Genomic DNA, 18,596 nt, shown 5'->3' on the forward strand with positions numbered 1-18,596 from the left:
CGCCGGCGCAGGCCGCTCCGCCCGACGCACCGTCACCGTCCGTCACCCGTACGACGGACGCCCCGCACTACCCCATCGGTGACCTCGGCACCGCCCTGTCCAACTTCTTCCTCAGCCCCGGTGCCGTGACCGGCGCCAACGACTGGAGCTGCCGGCCGACGGCGAAGCACCCGTACCCGGTGATCCTCTCCCACGGCACCTTCGCCAACGCGGGGGACAACTGGGTCGCGCTCTCCCCGATGCTCGCCAACGAGGGCTACTGCGTCTACGTCTACAACTACGGCATGACCGCCCTGTCCCTCGGCCGGGTCGGGGGGCTGGCCGACAACGCCGGGTCCGCGGCGACGCTGTCGGCCTTCGTCGACAAGGTGCTGGCCTCCACCGGGGCCAAGAAGGTCGACATCGTCGGGCACTCGCTCGGCGGCATGATGCCGCACTACTACCTCAAGCGGATGGGCGGCGCCGCCAAGGTGAACGCCCTGGTCGGCATGGCGCCCAGCAACCACGGCACCACCCTCGACGGCCTGGTCACCCTCGGCCGGACGCTCAACGCCCTCGGCTTCGTCAACGGCATCATCGACTTCATGGGCGTGCCCAGCCTCAAGCAGCAGGAGGTGGACTCCGACTTCCAGAAGGCGCTGTGGCGGGACGGCGACACCGTGCCCGGGGTGCGCTACACCGTCATCACCACCACCCACGACCACGTCATCACCCCGTACCGCACCGCGTTCCTCAAGGGCGACAACGTCACCAACATCACCATCCAGGACCAGTGCCCCAAGGACCCGGTGGGTCACGGCGGTCTCTTCCTCGACGGCCCCACCCTCCAGAACGTCCTCAACACACTCGGCAACTACGACCCGCACTTCACCGCGGACTGCACCGGGTACGGCCCCTCCTGGTGACCCGCCGTCAGGAAGGCTGACCTCCGTACCGTGAAAAAAGCTGTGCCCCCGCCGCACCACGCGACGGGGGCACACGCACGTAACGGCTCAGCCCAGGGCCGACTTCACCGCGTCCGCCAGGCGCCCGGCGATGGCGCGGGCCTGCTCGGCGTCCGCCGCCTCCACCATCACCCGTACGAGGGGCTCGGTACCGGAGGAACGCAGCAGCACCCGGCCGGTCGCGCCCAGCTCCCGCTCCGCCTCGTTCACCGCGGCGGTCAGCTCCGCGGACGTCGCCACCCGCGACTTGTCGACATCGCGGACGTTGATGAGCACCTGCGGCAGCCGCTCCATCACCCCGGCCAGCTCGGCCAGCGGACGGCCGGTGGCGGCGACCCGGGCCGCCAGCATCAGACCGGTCAGCGTGCCGTCACCGGTGGTGGCGTGGTCCAGCGCGATGACGTGCCCGGACTGCTCGCCGCCCAGCGCGAAGCCGTGCGCCTTCATCTCCTCCAGGACGTAGCGGTCGCCGACCGCCGTCCGGACGACGTCGATGCCCTCCCGCTCCATCGCCAGGGTGAAGCCCAGGTTGGACATGACGGTGGCGACGACGGTGTTCTTGCGCAACGTGCCCGCCTCGCGCATGCCGAGCGCGAGGACGGAGAGGATCTGGTCGCCGTCGATCTCGTTGCCGTCGCGGTCCACGGCCAGGCAGCGGTCCGCGTCACCGTCGTGGGCGACACCCAGGTCGGCGCCGTGCTCGACGACCGCGGCGCGCAGCAGCCGCAGATGGGTGGAGCCGCAGTCCTCGTTGATGTTCAGCCCGTCGGGCTCGGTCCCGATGGTGATGACCTCGGCGCCGGCCCGCGCGAACGCCTCCGGGGAGACCCGCGCCGCCGCGCCGTGCGCCCCGTCGATGACGATCTTCAGCCCGTCGAGGCGGTTCGGCAGCACACCGATGAGGTGGGCGATGTAGTTGTCGAAGCCCTGGTCGTAGTCGGTGACCCGGCCGACGCCCGCGCCGGTCGGCCGCTCCCACGGCTCGCCGCCGCTGTGCGCGCGGTAGGTCCGCTCGATACGGTCCTCCAGCTCGTCGGCGAGCTTGTGGCCGCCGCGGGCGAAGAACTTGATGCCGTTGTCGGGCATCGGGTTGTGGCTGGCGGAGAGCATCACGCCGAGGTCGGCGCCGAGCGCCCCGGTCAGATACGCCACCGCCGGGGTCGGCAGGACGCCCACCCGCAGCACGTCCACCCCGGCGCTCGCCAGGCCCGCCACCACGGCGGCCTCCAGGAACTCACCGGACGCACGGGGATCTCGTCCGACCACGGCCACCGGCCGGTGCCCTTCGAACGTGCCGGCCTCCGCCAGGACGTGCGCCGCGGCGACCGACAGACCGAGCGCCAGCTCCGCCGTCAGATCCGCGTTGGCGACACCGCGCACCCCGTCCGTACCGAAGAGTCGTCCCACTGGTGTCCTCCGAGTAGATGTGCTTGGACCAGAGACTTGCGTCCAGGTATACGCCCCTGGTCCCGGATAGCCGAACGCCCCGGCAGCACCGAGAGTGCCACCGGGGCGTTCGCCAGGCTGCCAGCAGCAGCGAGCGCTTAGCGCTTGCTGTACTGGGGGGCCTTACGGGCCTTCTTGAGACCGGCCTTCTTGCGCTCGACCGCACGGTCGTCGCGCTTGAGGAAGCCGGCCTTCTTCAGCGTGCCGCGGTTGTTCTCCACGTCCGCCTCGTTCAGCGCACGGGCAACACCCAGGCGCAGCGCACCGGCCTGGCCGGAGATGCCGCCGCCGGAGATGCGGGCGATCACGTCGTAGCGGTTGTCGAGCTCAAGCACCTTGAAGGGCTCGTTGACTTCCTGCTGGTGCACCTTGTTGGGGAAGTAGCTCTCCAGGGTGCGACCGTTGATCTTCCACTGGCCGGAGCCCGGAACGATCCGGACGCGGGCGATGGCGTTCTTACGACGGCCCAGGCCGGCGGCCGGCTGGGGGTCGCCGAAGCGGGACGCGAGGGACTCGGAGGTGTACTCCGACTCCACGACCTCGGTCTCGGTGGTGTATTCCTGGACGTCGTCCTGCTCGATGACGGTCTCGGGAGTGGTCTCGGCCACGATGCTCCTCAGATTCTCTTCGTCTTAGGGGGTGGCCGGACTTACTGCGCGACCTGGGTGATCTCGAACGGGACCGGCTGCTGGGCAGCGTGCGGGTGCTCGGCGCCCGCGTAGACCTTCAGCTTCGAGAGCATCTGACGGCCGAGGGTGTTCTTGGGGAGCATGCCCTTGACGGCCTTCTCGACGGCCTTCTCGGGGTTCTTGTCGAGCAGCTCGTCGTAACGGACGGAGCGCAGACCACCCGGGAAACCGGAGTGGCGGTAGGCCATCTTCTGGCTGCGCTTGTTGCCGGAGAGGTGCACCTTGTCCGCGTTGATGATGATGACGAAGTCACCCATGTCAACGTGCGGCGCGTACACCGGCTTGTGCTTGCCCCGCAGGAGGGTTGCGGCCTGGCTGGCCAGACGGCCCAGGACAACGTCCTGCGCGTCAATAACGTGCCACTGGCGCTGGACATCGCCGGGCTTGGGGCTGAACGTACGCACGGTCGTAGCCTTCGCTTCTTCAGTGATGGGCTCCCCGCGCCCGTGAGGGCTCAGGGGACGGGTCCTGTACTGGCCACGCGGCCGACGTCCCCGGCGGTCTCGCGGGTGACGCAACCCGCTCCTCCGCCGCTGGTCATCGGGCCAGTGGTCCGGCGTAAGGGCCCCTCACGTGAGATAGAGCAAGCCAATACGCATAACGAACCAGCAGAATACCGGCCGGGCCCCGTACGGGTCAAAAAGACGCCCGTACGGGGCAGACTCTGACGGCGCCCTGTCAAAAAATTACGGCAGGGAGCCGCTCCTACCGTGCCCGCTCCACCCTCCGCTCGTCCCACACCGGCTCGGACGTCTCCCGCACCCGGCCGTCCGAGCCGAAGACCAGGTACCGGTCGAAGGAGCGGGCGAACCAGCGGTCGTGCGTCACGGCCAGCACCGTCCCCTCGTACGCCTCAAGACCCTCCTGCAACGCCTCCGCGCTCTCCAGGTCGAGGTTGTCCGTCGGCTCGTCCAGCAGCAGGAGCGTGCTGCCCGCCAGCTCCAGCAGCAGGATCTGGAAGCGGGCCTGCTGCCCGCCCGAGAGCCGCTCGAAACGCTGCTCGGCCTGGCGCTCCAGCTCGTAGCGGCGCAGCGCGCTCATCGCCTTGCCGCGGTCCTTGGCGTGCTCGGTCCACAGGATGTCCAGCAGGGTGCGGCCCAGCAGCTCCGGGTGGGCGTGGGTCTGCGCGAAATGGCCCGGTACGACGCGGGCCCCCAGCTTCCAGGCACCGGTGTGCGCCACCGGCTCGCGGTCGTCGCCCGCCAGCAGCCGCAGGAAGTGGGACTTTCCGGAACCGTTGGAACCGAGGACCGCCACCCGCTCCCCGTAGAAGACCTCAAGATCGAACGGGCGCATCAGCCCGGTCAGCTCCAGGTTCTCGCAGGTGACCGCCCGGACGCCGGTCCGGCCGCCCGCCAGACGCATGGTGATCTCCTGCTCACGCGGCGGCTCCGGCGGCGGCCCGGCCTCCTCGAACTTCCGCAGGCGGGTCTGGGCCGCGTGGTAGCGCGAGGCCATGTCATGGCTGTTCTCGGCGGCCTGCCGCAGGGTGCGCACCAGCTTCTTCAGCTGCTCGTGCTTCTCGTCCCAGCGCCGCCGCAGCTCCTCGAAGCGCGCGAAGCGCTCCTTGCGCGCCGCGTGGTACGTGCCGAAGCCGCCGCCGTGCACCCACACGTCCGACCCGGCCGGTCCGGGCTCCACGCTGACGATCTTGTCGGCGGCGCGGGCCAGCAGCTCCCGGTCGTGGCTGACGAACAGCACCGTCTTCGGGGTCGCGCGCAGCTGCTCCTCCAGCCAGCGCTTGCCCGGGACGTCGAGGTAGTTGTCCGGCTCGTCCAGGAGCAGCACCTCGTCCTGGCCGCGCAGCAGCACCTCCAGCACCAGCCGCTTCTGCTCGCCCCCGGAGAGCGTGCGCACCTTGCGCCACTGCGCCTTCTCGTACGGCGTGCCCAGCGCGGCCATGGTGCAGATGTCCCAGAGCGTCTCGGCCTCGTAACCGCGCGCCTCGCCCCAGTCGCTGAGCGCCTGCGCGTACGCCATCTGCGCGGCCTCGTCGTCCACCGTCATGATCGCCAGCTCCGCGGCGTCCACCGCGACGGCGGCCTCCCTGATGCGCGGCGGCGCCACCGACACCAGCAGGTCCCGCACCGTCCGCTCGTCCCGTACGGACCCCACGAACTGCGGCATCACCCCCAGCCCGCCGCTGATCGTCACCGACCCGCCGTGCGGCTCCAGCTCCCCCGCGATCAGCCGCAGCAGTGTCGTCTTCCCCGCGCCGTTGGCCCCCACCAACGCCACCGAGGACCCCTCCCCCACCCGGAAGGAGACGTCCCCGAGCAGGACCCTCCCGTCCGGCAGGTGGTACTCCAGATGCCCGGCCTCCACATGTCCCATGGCGCGATTGTCGCCAAACACCCTGTGGTTGCCCAACCGGTTTACGGGCTCCACCGCGACGCCGCTGCCCAGCGCGGCCGAGGTCGTAAGATGCGCGCCATGAGTTTCGGGCATGGGGGGCCTTTCGACGGTCCCGGGGGGTCGTCGTCCACTCCGGACTGGGAAGCGCTCGCCGACCAGAGCGCGGCGGGCAGCCGCCGCAAGCGCTGGCTGCTGGCCGGCGGCGGCGCGCTCGCCGCCCTGCTGATCGCCGGCATCGTCGCCACCGCGGTCGTCACCAGCGGGAAGAACACGACGGACGAGAAGGCGCAGGGCTCCTCGGCCACCGCCACGCCCACCGCGCCCGCCCCGCGCCCGTCGTTCTCCGACGTCACGGTGGCCCCGCCGCCGGATCCGAGGGAGTACCTCAGCGACCCGAAGAAGGACACCGCGCCCCTCACCGCCGCCACGCTCTTCCCGGGCGACGCCATGGTCGTCGGTGAGCACACCTACGCCCGCGCGGCGACCTCCGTCACCACCGACTGCACCGCCGCCGCCCAGGGCGCCCTCGGCTCGCTGCTCCAGCACAACGACTGCCGCAAGGTGGTCCGCGCCACCTACGCCAAGGACGGCCTCGCGGTCACGATCGGCGTCGCCGTCTTCGACTCCCCCGCCGACGCGAACCGGGTCAAGGACAACGCCAGGCCCAACATCGCCCCGCTCCCCGGCGGCGGCGTCGGCGGCTCGTTCTGCCGCGGCACGTCCTGCCGGGCCTCCACGAACGCCACCGGCCGCTACGCGTACTTCACCCTCGCCGGGCACCTCGACGGCAGCCGCGTCACCGCCTCCGACACCGCGGCGATCCGCATCGGCCGGGACGCCGAGTCGTACGCCTTCACCCGTCTGCTCCAGCGCGGCAAGGACCAGGCCGCGAAGGCGGCGGAGCAGCCGGGCTCCTGACGGGCCCGGCCCGGCTCAGCAGCAGCCGCCGCCGGGCAGCGTCCGCTTGTTGCGCGCCTCCTTGTTACGCGCCATCAGCAGCTCGTCGGCCGGGTAGCCGACCTCCTCCAGCGTCAGCCCGTGCGGCCGCACCACATGCACCGCGGAGTCCCGCACCCCGGCCGCCAGCACCTCGCCCGGCCACTCGACCGGCCGGTGCCCGTCGCCGACGAACAGCAGGGCGCCCACCAGCGACCGCACCATGTTGTGGCAGAACGCGTCCGCCCGGACCGTCGCCGTGACGATGCCGTCGGGCCCCCGCTCCCAGCTCAGCTCCTGGAGGGTGCGGATGGTGGTGGCGCCCTCCCGCCGCTTGCAGTACGCGGCGAAGTCGTGCTCGCCGAGCAGCGCCCGGGACGCGGCGTTCATCGCGTCCACGTCGAGCCGCCAGTCGTGCCACAGCACATGCCCGCGCAGCAGCGGGTCGACGCCGCCGGGGTGGTCGGTCACCCGGTAGGCGTAGCGGCGCCAGATCGCGGAGAACCGCGCGTTGAACCCGTACGGCGCCTCGGCCACCCGCCACACCCGGACGTCCTTCGGCAGCCGCCCGGCGAGCCGGCGCAGCAGCCGCTCCCCGTGCTCGGCCCACACCGTCTCCGGCAGGTCGACATGGGCGACCTGGCCACGGGCGTGCACCCCGGCGTCGGTCCGCCCGGCGACCGTCAGCTCGTACGTCTCGTCCGAGCGGGTCACCGTCCGCAGCGCGCTCTCCAGCTCGCCCTGGACGGTCCGCCGCCCTCCGGCCTGTTTGGCCCAGCCGGAGAACTCCGACCCGTCGTACGAAAGATCCCACCGCACGCGCACGAACCCGTGCGCCACCTCATCACTCACCACCGCATCCTCTCAGCCACCGCCACCACGACGCCCGGCCACGCGAAAGCGGGCCCGCCCCCGAAGGGACGGACCCGCTCACCGCGAGGGGGAACCTCAGGCGTCCTTGGACTCCTCGGCACCGGCCTCGTCGGCCTTGGCCTGCTCGGCCTCCTTGACCGCCCGCTTCGTGGCGGCCTCGGCCTCACCGGTGGCCTGCTGGGCCACGGTCAGCGCCTCCACCAGCTCGATGACGGCCATGGGAGCGTTGTCGCCACGACGGTTACCGATCTTGGTGATGCGGGTGTAACCACCCGGACGGTTCTCGAACCGCGGGGCGATCTCGGTGAACAGCGTGTGGACGACGCTCTTGTCCGAGATCAGCTGCATGACCTGGCGGCGGTTGTGAAGGTCGCCCTTCTTCGCCTTGGTCACCAGGCGCTCCGCGTACGGACGCAGACGACGGGCCTTGGCCTCGGTCGTCGTGATGCGGCCGTGCTCGAAGAGCGCGGTGGCCAGGTTGCGCAGCATGAGGCGCTCGTGCGCCGCGCTGCCGCCCAGACGGGCACCCTTGGTGGGCTTCGGCATGGTGTTTCTCCTAGGTTTCTGCCCCGGCCGTATCAGGTACCGGGGTCAGTATCCGAGCAGGCGGTCGCCTGTCGGAGATCCGGGAGCCTTTCGGGCCCGGAAGGGGCGCGGGGAACTGCGCGATCAGCCACAGCGCACCCGCGCCCGAAAACCGGCGGTCGGTCCCGAACGCTTAGTACTGCTCGGTCTCGACGAACCCGGCATCCGCGTCGTCATCGGCGCCGAACGCGTCGGCCGCGGCGGTCGGGTCGAATCCGGGCGGGCTGTCCTTGAGGGCCAGGCCCATGCCGGCCAGCTTCGCCTTGACCTCGTCGATCGACTTCGCGCCGAAGTTGCGGATGTCGAGCAGGTCCGCCTCGCTGCGGGCGACGAGCTCACCCACGGAGTGGATGCCCTCACGCTTGAGGCAGTTGTAGGAGCGGACGGTGAGCTCCAGCTCCTCGATCGGCAGCGCGAGGTCGGCGGCGAGGGCGGCGTCCGTCGGGGACGGGCCCATGTCGATGCCCTCGGCGTCGATGTTCAGCTCGCGGGCCAGGCCGAACAGCTCGACCAGGGTCTTGCCGGCGGACGCCATGGCGTCGCGCGGGCGCATGGCCTGCTTGGTCTCGACGTCGACGATCAGCTTGTCGAAGTCGGTGCGCTGCTCGACACGGGTCGCCTCGACCTTGTAGGTGACCTTGAGGACCGGCGAGTAGATCGAGTCGACCGGGATACGGCCGATCTCCTGGCCGACCTGCTTGTTCTGCACGGCGGAGACGTAGCCGCGACCGCGCTCGACGGTCAGCTCCATCTCCAGCTTGCCCTTGGCGTTCAGGGTCGCCAGGACCAGGTCGGGGTTGTGGACCTCGACGCCGGCCGGCGGAGCGATGTCCGCGGCGGTGACCAGACCCGGGCCCTGCTTGCGCAGGTACATCACGACCGGCTCGTCGTGCTCCGAGGAGACGACCAGCTGCTTGATGTTGAGGATGAGGTCGGTGACGTCCTCCTTGACGCCCGGCACGGTGGTGAACTCGTGCAGAACGCCGTCGATGCGGATGGACGTGACCGCCGCACCCGGGATCGAGGAGAGGAGGGTACGACGCAGCGAGTTGCCGAGGGTGTAGCCGAAGCCCGGCTCCAGCGGCTCGATGACGAACCGGGAGCGGTACTCGTCGACGACCTCTTCGGTCAGCGAGGGACGCTGAGCGATAAGCATGTCTGTGTTCCTTCAGTTGTGGACGCCCGCCATTTGACGTCCGCGGTACTGACAAGGGTACGGGCGGCACGGCCCTTACGGACCGCGCCGCCCCACGTACCCTCCGGTCGGCGTACCGACCGGTACCGAGCCCTTACTTGGAGTAGAGCTCGACGATCAGCTGCTCCTGCACCTGGGTGTCGATCACCTGGCGCTCGGGCAGGCTGTGCACGAGAATCCGCAGGTTCGAGGGGATCGCCTCCAGCCACGCCGGGACGGTCTTCTCGCCGGCCTCGGCCTGAGCCACCTGGAAGGGGGTCAGGGTCCGAGAGCCCTCGCGGACCTCGATGATGTCGTTCACGGCGACACGGGCCGACGGGATGTCGGTCTTGCGGCCGTTCACGTTGATGTGTCCGTGACGCACCAGCTGACGGGCGTGGTCGCGGGACTTGGCGAAGCCGGCCCGGTAGACCACGTTGTCGAGGCGGGTCTCAAGGATGCGCAGAAGGTTCTCACCGGTCTTGCCGGTCTTCTGGTTCGCTTCCTTGTAGTAGTTCACGAACTGCTTCTCAAGGACACCGTAGATACGGCTGCACTTCTGCTTCTCACGAAGCTGGAGCAGGTACTCGCTGTCCTTGGTGCGCCCGCGACCGTGCTCACCCGGGGGGTAAGGACGGATCTCGATCGGGCACTTCGCGCTCTCGCACTTGCTCCCCTTGAGGAAGAGCTTCTGCTTCTCCCGACGGCAACGCTTGCAGTCGGCCCCGGTGTAACGCGCCATTGTCTAGTTGTCTCCTGTGATCCGGTGGGTCAGACCCGGCGGCGCTTCGGCGGGCGGCAGCCGTTGTGCGGGGTCGGGGTGACGTCCTGGATCGAACCGACCTCAAGGCCGGTGGCCTGGAGCGAGCGGATCGCGGTCTCACGGCCGGAGCCGGGACCCTTGACGAAGACGTCGACCTTGCGCATGCCGTGCTCCTGCGCGCGGCGAGCGGCCGACTCGGCGGCCATCTGCGCGGCGAACGGGGTCGACTTGCGCGAGCCCTTGAAGCCCACGTGACCGGCCGAGGCCCAGGAAATCACGTTGCCGGTGGGGTCGGTGATCGAAACGATCGTGTTGTTGAACGTGCTCTTGATGTGAGCGTGCCCGTGGGCGACGTTCTTCTTCTCCTTGCGGCGCACCTTCTTGGCGCCGGCCGTACGGCCCTTCGGAGGCATGAATTACTCCCGTGGAGGTGGTCGGTCCTACAGCGAAGACCGCTGATGAGCGTCCTGCTGAGGACTACTTCTTGCCCGGCTTCTTCTTGCCGGCGATCGCGCGACGCGGGCCCTTGCGGGTACGGGCGTTCGTGCTGGTGCGCTGGCCGTGCACCGGCAGGCCGCGGCGGTGGCGCAGACCCTGGTAGCAGCCGATCTCGACCTTGCGGCGGATGTCGGCCTGGATCTCGCGACGGAGGTCACCCTCGGTCTTGAGGTTGTTGTCCACGTACTCGCGGATCTTGACCAGGTCCTCCTCGGCCAGGTCGCGGACCCGGGTGTCCGGGTTCACGCCGGTGGCGGCGAGGGTCTGCTGCGACAGCGTGCGCCCGATACCGAAGACGTAGGTGAGGGCGACCTCGACGCGCTTTTCGCGCGGGAGATCAACGCCTGCGAGGCGTGCCATTGATGTGGCTCCTGATGGCTATTCGGAGGTCTTCCGCAGCACCGTTCCCGTAAGACTCCGCGGTATTACGAGCCGGGTCCCCGGCCTCCGAGCCGGGGGTGTCGTCCCCGCGCACGAGGCGAGGGGTCGGGTGTCTGCGTATGTACGTATGTGTGCGTCGCGCGAACTGCGAAATGCAGGTGGTCGTGCGTCAGCCCTGGCGCTGCTTGTGGCGCAGGTTGTCGCAGATGACCATGACCCGGCCGTGGCGGCGGATCACCTTGCACTTGTCGCAGATCTTCTTGACGCTCGGCTTGACCTTCATGGGTGAGGTTCTCCGGGTCAGTGCCGCGGCCCCACGGGAGGGGGCTACGACAAGATCTACTTGTAGCGGTAGACGATCCGGCCACGCGTCAGGTCGTACGGAGACAGCTCCACCACGACCCGGTCATCCGGAAGAATGCGGATGTAGTGCATCCGCATCTTGCCGCTGATGTGCGCGAGGACCTGGTGACCGTTCTGGAGCTCCACCTTGAACATGGCGTTCGGCAGAGACTCGATCACGGTGCCCTCGATCTCGATGGCACCTTGCTTCTTGGCCACGCTTCGCCTTTCGGAATCGGCTACCTTGATCGGCTCCATCGTGGGACCGCTCCGAGAAGCGGGCACACGGATACACCAGAGCCGACGCGTCAGTCTACGTCAGCACACCGCGAAAGACGAATCCACGATTATTGCCCACCTCGCGAGATCCTTACGCCACCGGGCGCGCGTCCGGGCGCGGCTCAGGCCAGCGGGTCGGGCGCGGCCGTGACGCCCAGCTCGGCCAGCTTCGCCCGGCCGCCGTCCACGGCGGTGAGCACCAGCGGACCCTCCTCGGTCAGCGCCACCGAGTGCTCCCAGTGCGAGGACCAGCTGCCGTCGTTCGACTTGACCGTCCACTCGTCGTCCAGGACGTGGGTCTTGGCGGTACCCAGGTTGACCATGGGCTCGATCGCCAGGCAGAAGCCGGGCACCAGCTTGGGGCCGCGGCCGCGCCGGCGGTCGACGTAGTTCAGCAGGTGCGGGTCCATGTGCATCTGCGTGCCGATGCCGTGGCCGCCGTAGTCGGTGACGATGCCGTACTTGCCGCTCGCCGGGCGCGGCTGCCGGCGGATGTAGCCCTCGATCGCCTTGGAGATGTCGACCAGCCGGTTGCCCTTGGCGAAGGCCGCGATGCCCGCCCACAGGGACTCCTCCGTCACCCGGCTCAGCTCGATCACCTCGGCGGAATGACCGGAGCCGACGAAAGCGGTGTACGCGGCGTCACCGTGCCAGCCGTCGATGATCGCGCCGCAGTCGATGGAGATGATGTCACCGTCGCGCAGGACGGTCTCCTCGTCGGGGATGCCGTGGACGACCACGTCGTTCACCGAGGTGCAGATCGTCGCGGGAAAGCCGCCGTAGCCGAGGAAGTTCGACGTGGCGCCGTGCTCGGCGAGCACCTTGCGGGCCACCTCGTCCAGGTCCTTGGTGGTCGCGCCCGGCACCGCGGCCTCACGGGTCGCCGCGTGGATGGCGGCGACCACCAGCCCCGCCTCGCGCATCTTCGCGATCTGCTCGGGGGTCTTGATCTCCACCATGGGCCAGCCTTCCGCCTTCGTCGTGCCGTGTCCCGCGTCCACGCGGTGTTCTCAACAGTACGGCCGCGGCGCTCCGTGGAGCACCGCGGCCGTCGTACGTGCGTGCGGGAGATTACTCGCCGCGGCCCAGCGCGGCCATCGCCCGCCGGGTGACCTCGTCCACCTTGCCGAGGGCCGGGATCGTGACGACCAGGTCCTGGGCCTTGTAGTAGTCGATGATCGGCTCGGTCTCCGTGTGGTAGACCTCCAGGCGCTTGCGCACCGTCTCCTCGTGGTCGTCGTCGCGCTGGTACAGCTCGCCGCCGCAGACGTCGCAGACGCCCTCGGTCCCGGGCTTGCTGTACTCCACGTGGAAGACGTGGGAGGAGTCGCTGCGGCAGATCCGCCGGCCCGCGATGCGCTTGACGACCTCGTCCTCGGGGACCTCCAGGTCCAGCACCGCGTCCAGCGCGATGCCCTTGCCCTGGAGGTAGGTGTCCAGCGCCTGCGCCTGCTTGAGGTTGCGCGGGAAGCCGTCCAGGAGGAAGCCCCCGGCCGCGTCGGACTGGTCCAGGCGGTCCTCGGCCATGCCGATGGTGACCTCGTCCGGCACCAGGTTTCCGGCGTCCATGTAGGACTTCGCCTTCACACCGAGCGGCGTGCCCTGACTGATGTTGGCACGGAAGAGGTCGCCCGTGGAGACGTGCGGAATGGCGAGGTTCTTGGCAAGGTACGCGGCCTGCGTACCCTTGCCGGCCCCCGGAGGTCCGACGAGGACAATTCGCATCAGCGGAGGAACCCTTCGTAGTTGCGCTGCTGGAGCTGACTCTCGATCTGCTTCACGGTCTCCAGACCCACACCCACGATGATCAGGATGCTCGTCCCGCCGAACGGGAAGTTCTGGTTCGCGTTGAACAGCACCAACGCCACTGTCGGCACGAGTGCGATCAGCCCCAGGTACAGCGAGCCCGGCCACGTGATCCGGTTGAGCACGTAGCTGAGGTACTCGGCCGTCGGGCGACCAGCCCGGATGCCCGGGATGAAGCCACCATACTTCTTCATGTTGTCGGCAACTTCTTCGGGGTTGAACGAGATCGCCACATAGAAAAAGGCGAAGAACACGATCAACAAGAAGTACGTAACGATGTAAACCGGGTGATTACCCTTGGTGAAGTTGGTCGCGATCCAGGTCGCCCACTCCGCCTGAGAACCGCTGAACTGTGCGATCAAGGCCGGAATGTAGAGCAGCGACGACGCGAAGATGACAGGAATCACACCTGCCTGATTCACCTTGAGCGGGATGTACGTGGACGTACCGCCGTAGGACCGGCGCCCGATCATCCGCTTGGCGTACTGGACCGGGATGCGCCGCTGCGCCTGCTCCACGAAGACCACCAGGCCCACCATCGCGAGCCCGACCACGATCACCGAGAAGAACTCGACCCAGCCGTCGGCGAGCTTGCCCGTCGCCTTGATCTGCCACAGGGCACCCGGGAAGCCGGCGGCGATCGACACGAACATGATGATCGACATGCCGTTGCCGATACCGCGGTCGGTGATCAGCTCACCGAGCCACATGATCAGGCAGGTGCCCGCGGTCATCGTGATGACCATCGTGATGGTGCCGAAGATCGAGTCGCTGGGGATGATCTGGCTGGCGACCGGGCAGTTCGGGAAGAACGATCCGCTGCGGGCCGCGGCGAGCACGCCGGTGCCCTGGAGCACGGCCAGTGCGATCGTCAGATAACGGGTGTACTGGGTGATCTTCGCCTGACCGGTCTGGCCCTCTTTCTTGAGGGCCTCCAGCCGTGGAATCACGACCGTGAGCAGCTGGAGGATGATGCTCGCCGTGATGTACGGCATGATCCCCATCGCGAAGATCGTGATCTGCAACAGCGCACCGCCGCTGAACATGTTCACCAGGGCGAACAACCCGCTGTTGCCGCCGGCCTGCTTCATGCAGGCTTCGACGTTCGCGTAGTTCACCCCGGGAACCGGGACATGTGCTCCGATCCGGTAGAGCACCACGATGCCCAATGTGAACAGCAGCTTCTTGCGCAGGTCGGGCGTCTTGAACGCTCGGGCGAACGCGGTGAGCACGGTGCCTCCTGCGCCTCCCGCCTCGGATGCGGAAGGTGACGTTGTGAGGATCGACGGATACTGGCGGACGACATCCGCGCAGGCACACGCCACGCGGACTGTAGTTAAGGGTGCACGCCACCTTACCGGCGACGGCGCCCGCCTTGGAACGACCGGCGGTCGAAACGGCGGGGAGGGAAGGGACGGCGTGCCGTCCGTACGGGCACGCCCGGGGCCGGGACACGAACGGCGGACCCCCGGAACGCGCGCGGCACGAGGGTCCACGCACAGGAGCCGGGAGCCCCTGGGGACTCCCGGCTCCTGTGTCAGCCGGTGCGGGCCGTGACCGGCCCGGCGTCAGCCGTGCGTCAGACCAGCTCGGTGACGCTGCCGCCGGCGGCGGCGATCTTCTCCTTGGCGGAGGAGGAGACGGCGTCGACCGTCACCTGCAGCGCCACGGAGATCTCGCCGGTGCCGAGCACCTTGACGAGCTCGTTCTTGCGCACCGCGCCCTTGGCGACCAGGTCGGCCACCGTGACCTCGCCACCCTGCGGGTAGAGCGCGGCCAGCTTGTCCAGGTTCACGACCTGGAACTGCTTGTGGGCGGGGTTCTTGAAGCCCTTCAGCTTCGGGAGGCGCATGTGGAGGGGCATCTGCCCACCCTCGAAGCGCTCCGGAACCTGGTAACGGGCCTTGGTGCCCTTGGTACCACGACCAGCGGTCTTACCCTTGGACGCCTCACCACGACCGACACGGGTCTTGGCGGTCTTGGCGCCCGGGGCAGGACGGAGGTTGTGGACCTTCAGCGGGTTCGTCTCCGCCATGTCAGTCGACCTCCTCAACCGTCACGAGGTGGCGGACGGTGTGCACCATGCCGCGGAACTCGGGGCGGTCCTCCTTGACAACCTGCGTGTTGATGCCCTTGAGACCAAGGGAGCGCAGGGTGTCGCGGTGGTTCTGCTTGCTGCCGATGTAGGACTTGGTCTGCGTGATCTTGAGCTGAGCCATTACGCGCTCACCCCGGCACGCGCCCGCAGCAGAGCGGCGGGAGCCACGTCCTCCAGCGGCAGGCCACGACGGGCCGCGATCTCCTCGGGGCGCTGCAGGCCCTGAAGCGCGGTCACCGTGGCGTGCACGATGTTGATCGGGTTCGACGAACCGAGCGACTTGCTCAGCACGTCGTGGATGCCCGCGCACTCCAGGACGGCGCGCACCGGGCCACCGGCGATCACACCGGTACCGGGGGAAGCCGGCTTGAGCAGGACGACGCCCGCAGCCTTCTCGCCCTGGATCGGGTGCGGGATGGTGCCCTGGATACGGGGGACCTTGAAGAAGTTCTTCTTGGCCTCTTCCACGCCCTTGGCGATGGCAGCCGGAACTTCCTTGGCCTTGCCGTAACCGACACCCACGGTGCCGTCACCGTCGCCCACCACGACCAGCGCGGTGAAGCTGAAGCGGCGACCACCCTTGACAACCTTGGCGACGCGGTTGATCGCGACTACGCGCTCAACGTACGCGGTCTTCTCGGCGGCAGCGCCACCGTCGCGACCCTTCCGGTCCCGCCGCTCGCCGCCACCGGCACCGCTTCCGCGGCGCTGGGGTCCAGCCATTGGATTTACCTCTCTCTGTTACGTCCGCTAGCTCCGGAACCGGGGCTCAGAACTTCAGCCCGGCTTCGCGGGCGGCGTCCGCCAGAGCGGCGATGCGCCCGGCGTACTGGTTACCACCGCGGTCGAACACGACGGCCTCGATGCCGGCCGCCTTGGCACGCTCGGCGACCAGGGCGCCGACCTGCTTGGCCTGGGCGCTCTTGTCGCCCTCGCCACCGCGGATGGAAGCGTCCAGGGTCGACGCCGACGCGAGCGTGTGGCCCGCGATGTCGTCGATGACCTGCGCCACCATGTGGCGGTTGGAGCGCGTCACGACCAGACGGGGGCGTGCCGGCGTACCCGAAATCCGCTTGCGGATGCGGATGTGGCGACGCTTGAGGGCGGCACCCTTGCGGGCGTTGCCCTTCGCGATCTTCACACCGTATGCCATGGCTTACTTACCAGCCTTTCCGACCTTGCGGCGGATGACCTCGCCGGCGTACTTGACGCCCTTGGCCTTGTACGGGTCGGGCTTGCGCAGCTTGCGGATGTTCGCCGCGACCTCGCCGACCTTCTGCTTGTCGATGCCCTCGACGGTGAGCTTGGTCGGGGACTCCACCTTGAAGGAGATTCCCTCGGGCGCCTCGACGAGGATGGGGTGGCTGTAGCCCAGCGAGAACTCCAGGTTGGAGCCCTTCGCCTGGACGCGGTAGCCGACACCGCTGATCTCAAGCGCCTTGCTGTAGCCCTGGGTCACGCCGGTGATCATGTTCGCCACCAGCGTGCGGGACAGGCCGTGCAGGGCCTTGTTCTGACGCTCGTCGTTCGGGCGGGAGACGTTGATGACGCCGTCCTCACCCTTGGCGACCTCGATGGGCGCCGCGACGGTGTGCGAGAGAGAACCCTTGGGGCCCTTCACCGCGACCGTACGGCCATCGATGGTGACATCCACACCAGCGGGAACCTGGATGGGCAGCTTGCCAATGCGCGACATGTGCTTTCCTCCGTTCCCTGGTTACCAGACGTAGGCGAGGACTTCCCCACCCACGCCCTTCTTGCTGGCCTGCTGACCGGTCAGGAGACCGTGGGACGTGGAGATGATCGCCACGCCCAGGCCGCCGAGGACCTTCGGCAGGTTGGTGGACTTCGCGTAGACCCGCAGGCCCGGCTTCGAAATCCGCTTGATGCCGGCGATCGAGCGCTCGCGGTTCGGGCCGAACTTCAGCTCGAGGACGAGGTTCTTGCCGACCTCGGCGTCCTCGACCTTCCAGCCGGTGATGTAACCCTCCTGCTTGAGGATCTCCGCGATGTGCGACTTGATCTTGCTGTGCGGCATCACGACGGTGTCGTGGTACGCCGAGTTCGCGTTCCGCAGACGGGTCAGCATGTCTGCGATGGGATCAGTCATGGTCATGAATTGGCCTTCGGCCTCTCTCGCCGGGGTTTCCTATATGCGCCATCCCTCTCCCCGATCAGTGTCGGGACGGGTGCGGCGCGGGGACCTACGGCGTAGTAAGCGACGTTATGCGGGCTGGACCCGCGGTCGGTCTCGGGCGGCGGGCGCCCAACCCTTCCACTCTAGGTGATGAAGGGCCGGGCCCCCTGCCGACCGGATGCTTACCGAGAGCCTCCGGTAGAACCCAACTGGGTTCTTACCAGGAGCTCTTGGTCACGCCCGGCAGCTCGCCGCGGTGAGCCATCTCACGGAGGCACACACGGCACAGGCCGAACTTGCGGTACACGGAGTGCGGCCGGCCGCAGCGCTGGCAACGCGTGTACGCGCGCACAGCGAACTTGGGCTTGCGGGCCGCCTTAGCGATCAGAGCCTTCTTCGCCACGGTCAGTTCTCCTTGAACGGGAAGCCGAGGTGACGAAGCAGGGCGCGGCCCTCATCGTCGTTCTGGGCGGTCGTCACCACGGTGATGTCCATGCCCCGGACCCGGTCGATCTTGTCCTGGTCGATCTCGTGGAACATGACCTGCTCCGTGAGACCGAAGGTGTAGTTGCCCCGGCCGTCGAACTGCTTGGGGGACAGACCACGGAAGTCGCGGATGCGCGGCAGCGCGAGCGACAGCAGGCGGTCCAGGAACTCCCACATGCGGTCACCGCGGAGGGTGACGTGGGCACCGATCGGCTGGCCCTCACGCAGCTTGAACTGCGCGATGGACTTCCGGGCCTTGGTGACGGCCGGCTTCTGGCCGGTGATCGTGGTGAGGTCGCGGATGGCGCCCTCGATCAGCTTGGAGTCGCGGGCGGCGTCGCCCACACCCATGTTGACCACGATCTTGGTCAGGCCGGGGATCTGCATGACGTTCTCGTAGGAGAACTCGTCCTTCAGCTTCCCGGCGATCTCGTCGCGGTAGCGCTGCTTGAGGCGCGGTGCGTTGGTGGTGGCAGTCATCAGATGTCCTCACCGGTCCGCTTGGCAACGCGGATCTTGTTGCCTTCGTCGTCGAAGCGGTACCCGACGCGGGTGACGACCTTCTTGCCGTCCTTCTCCACGACCAGCTGAACGTTGCTGACGTGGATGGGGGCCTCGGTCGTCACGATGCCGCCGGTCTGCGAACCACGAGCGGTCTGGCCGGCCTTGGTGTGCTTCTTGACCCGGTTGACACCCTCGACCAGGACACGGTCCTCGCGGGGGAAGGCCGCGATGACCTTGCCCTGCTTGCCCTTGTCCTTACCGGTGATGACCTGGACCAGGTCGCCCTTCTTGATCTTCATC

General features: G+C 68.5%; 26 protein-coding genes. 2 read left to right on the top strand and 24 right to left on the bottom strand.

All coding sequences use genetic code 11. The annotated features are described in order from the left end of the window. A partial coding sequence (locus AC51EU_RS02805; RefSeq protein ID WP_496265004.1) for an esterase/lipase family protein occupies window positions 1-905 on the top strand: 905 nt, incomplete at its 5' end. Window positions 906-992: 87 nt separating this feature from the next. Here the strand turns inward: AC51EU_RS02805 and glmM are convergent. The 4 genes from glmM to AC51EU_RS02825 form a co-directional block, all read right to left on the bottom strand. After that, window positions 993-2,351 (bottom strand): phosphoglucosamine mutase, encoded by a 1,359-nt coding sequence (gene glmM / locus AC51EU_RS02810; RefSeq protein WP_496265005.1) that lies wholly within the window; start codon window positions 2,349-2,351, stop codon window positions 993-995. A gap of 137 nt (window positions 2,352-2,488) precedes the next feature. Continuing rightward, window positions 2,489-2,998 (bottom strand): 30S ribosomal protein S9, encoded by a 510-nt coding sequence (gene rpsI, locus AC51EU_RS02815; protein ID WP_496265007.1) that lies wholly within the window; start codon window positions 2,996-2,998, stop codon window positions 2,489-2,491. Between the two features lie 41 nt (window positions 2,999-3,039). Next, complete coding sequence (gene rplM / locus AC51EU_RS02820) at window positions 3,040-3,483, bottom strand: 50S ribosomal protein L13 (RefSeq protein ID WP_496265008.1); 444 nt, start codon at window positions 3,481-3,483, stop codon at window positions 3,040-3,042. Window positions 3,484-3,784: 301 nt separating this feature from the next. After that, window positions 3,785-5,413: an ABC-F family ATP-binding cassette domain-containing protein gene (locus tag AC51EU_RS02825; protein ID WP_496265010.1), complete on the bottom strand. Its 1,629-nt coding sequence runs from the start codon at window positions 5,411-5,413 to the stop codon at window positions 3,785-3,787. A gap of 99 nt (window positions 5,414-5,512) precedes the next feature. Here AC51EU_RS02825 and AC51EU_RS02830 point away from each other — a divergent pair, with 99 nt between their 5' ends. Continuing rightward, a complete protein-coding gene (locus tag AC51EU_RS02830) occupies window positions 5,513-6,352 on the top strand; it encodes a hypothetical protein (protein WP_496265011.1) in 840 nt (279 codons plus the stop codon). Between the two features lie 15 nt (window positions 6,353-6,367). Here AC51EU_RS02830 and truA read toward each other — a convergent pair whose 3' ends face one another. From truA to rplX, 20 genes are all read right to left on the bottom strand, one after another. After that, a complete protein-coding gene (gene truA, locus AC51EU_RS02835) occupies window positions 6,368-7,222 on the bottom strand; it encodes a tRNA pseudouridine(38-40) synthase TruA (protein WP_496265012.1) in 855 nt (284 codons plus the stop codon). A gap of 96 nt (window positions 7,223-7,318) precedes the next feature. Next, window positions 7,319-7,789: a 50S ribosomal protein L17 gene (gene rplQ, locus AC51EU_RS02840; protein ID WP_496265013.1), complete on the bottom strand. Its 471-nt coding sequence runs from the start codon at window positions 7,787-7,789 to the stop codon at window positions 7,319-7,321. Between the two features lie 172 nt (window positions 7,790-7,961). Beyond that, the gene (locus AC51EU_RS02845) at window positions 7,962-8,984 is read right to left on the bottom strand and encodes a DNA-directed RNA polymerase subunit alpha (RefSeq protein WP_143940049.1); all 1,023 of its coding nucleotides are present in this window, start codon (window positions 8,982-8,984) and stop codon (window positions 7,962-7,964) included. A 133-nt stretch (window positions 8,985-9,117) separates the two neighbouring features. Next, the gene (gene rpsD / locus AC51EU_RS02850) at window positions 9,118-9,744 is read right to left on the bottom strand and encodes a 30S ribosomal protein S4 (protein ID WP_496265015.1); all 627 of its coding nucleotides are present in this window, start codon (window positions 9,742-9,744) and stop codon (window positions 9,118-9,120) included. A 29-nt stretch (window positions 9,745-9,773) separates the two neighbouring features. Further along, window positions 9,774-10,178, bottom strand: a complete 405-nt coding sequence (gene rpsK / locus AC51EU_RS02855) for a 30S ribosomal protein S11 (RefSeq protein ID WP_004571845.1) — start codon at window positions 10,176-10,178, stop codon at window positions 9,774-9,776. 64 nt (window positions 10,179-10,242) lie between these two features. Continuing rightward, a complete protein-coding gene (gene rpsM, locus AC51EU_RS02860) occupies window positions 10,243-10,623 on the bottom strand; it encodes a 30S ribosomal protein S13 (RefSeq protein ID WP_006604894.1) in 381 nt (126 codons plus the stop codon). 190 nt (window positions 10,624-10,813) lie between these two features. Next, window positions 10,814-10,927, bottom strand: coding sequence for a 50S ribosomal protein L36 (gene rpmJ / locus AC51EU_RS02865; RefSeq protein ID WP_003956441.1), 114 nt, complete (start codon window positions 10,925-10,927; stop codon window positions 10,814-10,816). Between the two features lie 56 nt (window positions 10,928-10,983). Next, a complete protein-coding gene (gene infA, locus AC51EU_RS02870) occupies window positions 10,984-11,205 on the bottom strand; it encodes a translation initiation factor IF-1 (protein WP_030262853.1) in 222 nt (73 codons plus the stop codon). Between the two features lie 182 nt (window positions 11,206-11,387). Next, window positions 11,388-12,224: a type I methionyl aminopeptidase gene (map, locus tag AC51EU_RS02875; protein WP_496265017.1), complete on the bottom strand. Its 837-nt coding sequence runs from the start codon at window positions 12,222-12,224 to the stop codon at window positions 11,388-11,390. A gap of 112 nt (window positions 12,225-12,336) precedes the next feature. Beyond that, on the bottom strand, window positions 12,337-12,990 hold the full coding sequence (locus AC51EU_RS02880; RefSeq protein WP_496265019.1) for an adenylate kinase: 654 nt from the start codon (window positions 12,988-12,990) through the stop codon (window positions 12,337-12,339). Then, window positions 12,990-14,303, bottom strand: coding sequence for a preprotein translocase subunit SecY (gene secY / locus AC51EU_RS02885; protein ID WP_496265021.1), 1,314 nt, complete (start codon window positions 14,301-14,303; stop codon window positions 12,990-12,992). Before secY ends, AC51EU_RS02880 begins: the two co-directional genes overlap by 1 nt. Before the next feature lie 347 nt (window positions 14,304-14,650). Next, entirely contained in the window at window positions 14,651-15,106 is a 456-nt protein-coding gene (gene rplO, locus AC51EU_RS02890; RefSeq protein WP_496265022.1) for a 50S ribosomal protein L15, read from the bottom strand. Window position 15,107: 1 nt separating this feature from the next. Further along, entirely contained in the window at window positions 15,108-15,290 is a 183-nt protein-coding gene (rpmD, locus tag AC51EU_RS02895; protein WP_005481207.1) for a 50S ribosomal protein L30, read from the bottom strand. After that, window positions 15,290-15,892, bottom strand: a complete 603-nt coding sequence (rpsE, locus tag AC51EU_RS02900; protein ID WP_030413022.1) for a 30S ribosomal protein S5 — start codon at window positions 15,890-15,892, stop codon at window positions 15,290-15,292. The genes rpmD and rpsE overlap by 1 nt, the downstream gene beginning before the upstream one ends. A gap of 46 nt (window positions 15,893-15,938) precedes the next feature. After that, window positions 15,939-16,322: a 50S ribosomal protein L18 gene (rplR, locus tag AC51EU_RS02905; protein WP_496265024.1), complete on the bottom strand. Its 384-nt coding sequence runs from the start codon at window positions 16,320-16,322 to the stop codon at window positions 15,939-15,941. A gap of 3 nt (window positions 16,323-16,325) precedes the next feature. Further along, window positions 16,326-16,865: a 50S ribosomal protein L6 gene (gene rplF / locus AC51EU_RS02910; RefSeq protein ID WP_496265025.1), complete on the bottom strand. Its 540-nt coding sequence runs from the start codon at window positions 16,863-16,865 to the stop codon at window positions 16,326-16,328. Between the two features lie 21 nt (window positions 16,866-16,886). Continuing rightward, entirely contained in the window at window positions 16,887-17,285 is a 399-nt protein-coding gene (rpsH, locus tag AC51EU_RS02915; RefSeq protein WP_496265027.1) for a 30S ribosomal protein S8, read from the bottom strand. Between the two features lie 238 nt (window positions 17,286-17,523). After that, window positions 17,524-17,709, bottom strand: coding sequence for a type Z 30S ribosomal protein S14 (locus AC51EU_RS02920; protein ID WP_004571834.1), 186 nt, complete (start codon window positions 17,707-17,709; stop codon window positions 17,524-17,526). A 2-nt stretch (window positions 17,710-17,711) separates the two neighbouring features. After that, window positions 17,712-18,272: a 50S ribosomal protein L5 gene (gene rplE, locus AC51EU_RS02925; RefSeq protein WP_496265029.1), complete on the bottom strand. Its 561-nt coding sequence runs from the start codon at window positions 18,270-18,272 to the stop codon at window positions 17,712-17,714. Then, window positions 18,272-18,595 (bottom strand): 50S ribosomal protein L24, encoded by a 324-nt coding sequence (gene rplX, locus AC51EU_RS02930; RefSeq protein ID WP_073753485.1) that lies wholly within the window; start codon window positions 18,593-18,595, stop codon window positions 18,272-18,274. Before rplX ends, rplE begins: the two co-directional genes overlap by 1 nt. Between the last annotated feature and the right edge of the window lies 1 nt (window position 18,596).

Source organism: Candidatus Streptomyces philanthi (assembly GCF_059553635.1).

What these genes read in the sequence shown, in the direction of transcription:
- AC51EU_RS02880 (WP_496265019.1), bottom strand. Translation starts at nt 12,990, where the DNA reads ATGCGAATTGTCCTCGTCGGACCTCCGGGGGCCGGCAAGGGTACGCAG.
- map (WP_496265017.1), bottom strand. Translation starts at nt 12,224, where the DNA reads ATGGTGGAGATCAAGACCCCCGAGCAGATCGCGAAGATGCGCGAGGCG.
- rpsD (WP_496265015.1), bottom strand. Translation starts at nt 9,744, where the DNA reads ATGGCGCGTTACACCGGGGCCGACTGCAAGCGTTGCCGTCGGGAGAAG.
- rpmJ (WP_003956441.1), bottom strand. Translation starts at nt 10,927, where the DNA reads ATGAAGGTCAAGCCGAGCGTCAAGAAGATCTGCGACAAGTGCAAGGTG.
- rpsK (WP_004571845.1), bottom strand. Translation starts at nt 10,178, where the DNA reads ATGCCTCCGAAGGGCCGTACGGCCGGCGCCAAGAAGGTGCGCCGCAAG.
- rplQ (WP_496265013.1), bottom strand. Translation starts at nt 7,789, where the DNA reads ATGCCGAAGCCCACCAAGGGTGCCCGTCTGGGCGGCAGCGCGGCGCAC.
- rplO (WP_496265022.1), bottom strand. Translation starts at nt 15,106, where the DNA reads ATGGCGGAGACGAACCCGCTGAAGGTCCACAACCTCCGTCCTGCCCCG.
- rpsH (WP_496265027.1), bottom strand. Translation starts at nt 17,285, where the DNA reads ATGACCATGACTGATCCCATCGCAGACATGCTGACCCGTCTGCGGAAC.
- rplX (WP_073753485.1), bottom strand. Translation starts at nt 18,595, where the DNA reads ATGAAGATCAAGAAGGGCGACCTGGTCCAGGTCATCACCGGTAAGGAC.
- rpsE (WP_030413022.1), bottom strand. Translation starts at nt 15,892, where the DNA reads ATGGCTGGACCCCAGCGCCGCGGAAGCGGTGCCGGTGGCGGCGAGCGG.
- rplF (WP_496265025.1), bottom strand. Translation starts at nt 16,865, where the DNA reads ATGTCGCGCATTGGCAAGCTGCCCATCCAGGTTCCCGCTGGTGTGGAT.
- AC51EU_RS02825 (WP_496265010.1), bottom strand. Translation starts at nt 5,413, where the DNA reads ATGGGACATGTGGAGGCCGGGCATCTGGAGTACCACCTGCCGGACGGG.
- rplR (WP_496265024.1), bottom strand. Translation starts at nt 16,322, where the DNA reads ATGGCATACGGTGTGAAGATCGCGAAGGGCAACGCCCGCAAGGGTGCC.
- rpmD (WP_005481207.1), bottom strand. Translation starts at nt 15,290, where the DNA reads ATGGCTCAGCTCAAGATCACGCAGACCAAGTCCTACATCGGCAGCAAG.
- AC51EU_RS02830 (WP_496265011.1), top strand. Translation starts at nt 5,513, where the DNA reads ATGAGTTTCGGGCATGGGGGGCCTTTCGACGGTCCCGGGGGGTCGTCG.
- rplE (WP_496265029.1), bottom strand. Translation starts at nt 18,272, where the DNA reads ATGACTGCCACCACCAACGCACCGCGCCTCAAGCAGCGCTACCGCGAC.
- rpsM (WP_006604894.1), bottom strand. Translation starts at nt 10,623, where the DNA reads ATGGCACGCCTCGCAGGCGTTGATCTCCCGCGCGAAAAGCGCGTCGAG.
- AC51EU_RS02845 (WP_143940049.1), bottom strand. Translation starts at nt 8,984, where the DNA reads ATGCTTATCGCTCAGCGTCCCTCGCTGACCGAAGAGGTCGTCGACGAG.